Source organism: Arthrobacter sp. (assembly GCF_030540645.1).
In the GTDB taxonomy this organism is placed as follows: Bacteria; Actinomycetota; Actinomycetes; order Actinomycetales; family Micrococcaceae; genus Specibacter.
This window is the reverse complement of sequence record NZ_JAUNVV010000163.1, coordinates 1-1,605: the sequence shown is the minus strand read 5'-3', so window position 1 is coordinate 1,605 and position 1,605 is coordinate 1. Positions and strand designations below refer to the sequence as shown.

At 61.6% G+C, this 1,605-nt stretch carries 2 protein-coding genes; one reads left to right on the top strand and one right to left on the bottom strand.

From position 1 onward, the window contains the following. Positions 1-31: 31 nt before the first annotated feature. Positions 32-1,102: a Gfo/Idh/MocA family oxidoreductase gene (locus tag Q4P21_RS16260; protein WP_303389760.1), complete on the bottom strand. Its 1,071-nt coding sequence runs from the start codon at positions 1,100-1,102 to the stop codon at positions 32-34. Positions 1,103-1,137: 35 nt separating this feature from the next. On the opposite strand from Q4P21_RS16260, the gene Q4P21_RS16255 reads away from it, so the two are divergent. Continuing rightward, positions 1,138-1,554, top strand: a complete 417-nt coding sequence (locus Q4P21_RS16255) for a helix-turn-helix domain-containing protein (RefSeq protein WP_303389759.1) — start codon at positions 1,138-1,140, stop codon at positions 1,552-1,554. Positions 1,555-1,605 lie beyond the last annotated feature (51 nt).

Here is a 1,605-nt window from a genome sequence, read left to right as displayed (position 1 = left end):
ATCCTAGGCTGCACCATGCGTTCGCCCCAGTTTACGCACGGCTGTTCACTGAGTCCGCGGCGTTACGAAGCTGTCCGCTGGCCCGGACTTGCTCGATGATGCGAAGCCCTGCCACGGAGTCCTCCGGATCCACCGGCACTGGGCCTCCCTGAAGCATCGCCACCGCCAACAACTCGTAGAACAGTGCAAAATTGCCCCGTTCCGTGGGCACGGACACTAGCTCTCCGGTTCGGCCCACAGTGCCCCAGTCCGCTTCCGGCTCAACGCCATAGGCGGGGTTCCCAGGGCAGATGCCGAACCCAATTTGGCCCTCCTGAACGTCTCCGCTTTCCTTCACATAGGCGGCCTTCGCGCCAAGAACACGCATTCGTGGACCCTTTTGGGCAACATTGAGGTTCATCCACAGATGCGAGATGACACCGTTGGCGTGCTCCAGCGCCACGAAAACGTCGTCGTCGGCCAACTCCGCCAACCGCCGGGCGGCAAGCTCACCGTAGACCCTCACTACAGGGCCAAACAGTTGCAGTGCCTGGTCGATAAGGTGCGTGCCCAGATCGAAAAGGATGCCACCGCCGTCGGCCGCCGTAGCCTGCGCCTTCCACTCCTTCGTGATTTCAGGCTGCCAGCGCTCAAGCCGGGACTCAAAACGCCGCACCTCCCCCAGCTCACCTTGTGCGAGCAGCTTCTGCAACGTCAGATACTCCCCATCCCAGCGCCTGTTCTGGTAGGTGGTGAGAAGTTGACCCTGCTCCTTGGCCAAGGCAATCAGCGCCTCCCCATCGGCACTTGTGAGCGCAAACGGCTTGTCCACGACCACCGCACAAGCCGCCTCTAGCGCTGCGGTCGCCAAAGGGACATGCGTGGCCGGTGGGGTCGCGACTATCACCAAGTCAATATCCTCAACGTGTGCGCCCCGGTCCCATTCCTCACGTCCCACGATGGTTGCCTGCGGATGTGCAGCCTGAGCCGCCGCTTGCCGCCCCGGATCCGAGGTCACAATCACATCAAGGCTGAACTCTTTCAGCGATGCCAGGGAGGGGGCATGAAACACACTCCCTGCCAGACCAAACCCCAATAGTGCGGTACGGATTCTTTGTGCCATGGGTCATACCCTACAGCCGGGTTACCATGTGTTCCATGACGATAGATTCCCCCAGACTCAGTTCACCTCTGAACTTCACCGAGCAGGCAACACTGGCTCGTACTCTAGCCAGCAGCGACGACGTGACAGTGTTCGTCGACGGAACTGCGCACCGCCTCGACGACGGCGCACGGGCTGCAGTGCTCGACTTGTTACGCCGTCTTTCCAAGGGTGATGCAGTCAGCGTGGCAAGTGTGGCGGAACTCCTCACCACATCACAAGCGGCAGAAATGGCGGGGATCTCCCACACGTTCCTGCGCAACCTCACCGACCGTGGCGAGATTGCCGTCCAATACCGCGGTTCCCACCGACGTATTCGCCGCCAGGACATCACGGCATGGCTCGCGGCGCAGAAGGCCGCAACTGGCAACATTGCGACTCAAAACACCGAAGAACGGCCCCCCGGCACGTAGCCGGGTGCGTCACGCGCCTTTCTGCTAGTCTCAGCCCATGGATGGCGCTTG

What these genes read in the sequence shown, in the direction of transcription:
- Q4P21_RS16260 (WP_303389760.1), bottom strand. Translation starts at nt 1,102, where the DNA reads ATGGCACAAAGAATCCGTACCGCACTATTGGGGTTTGGTCTGGCAGGG.
- Q4P21_RS16255 (WP_303389759.1), top strand. Translation starts at nt 1,138, where the DNA reads ATGACGATAGATTCCCCCAGACTCAGTTCACCTCTGAACTTCACCGAG.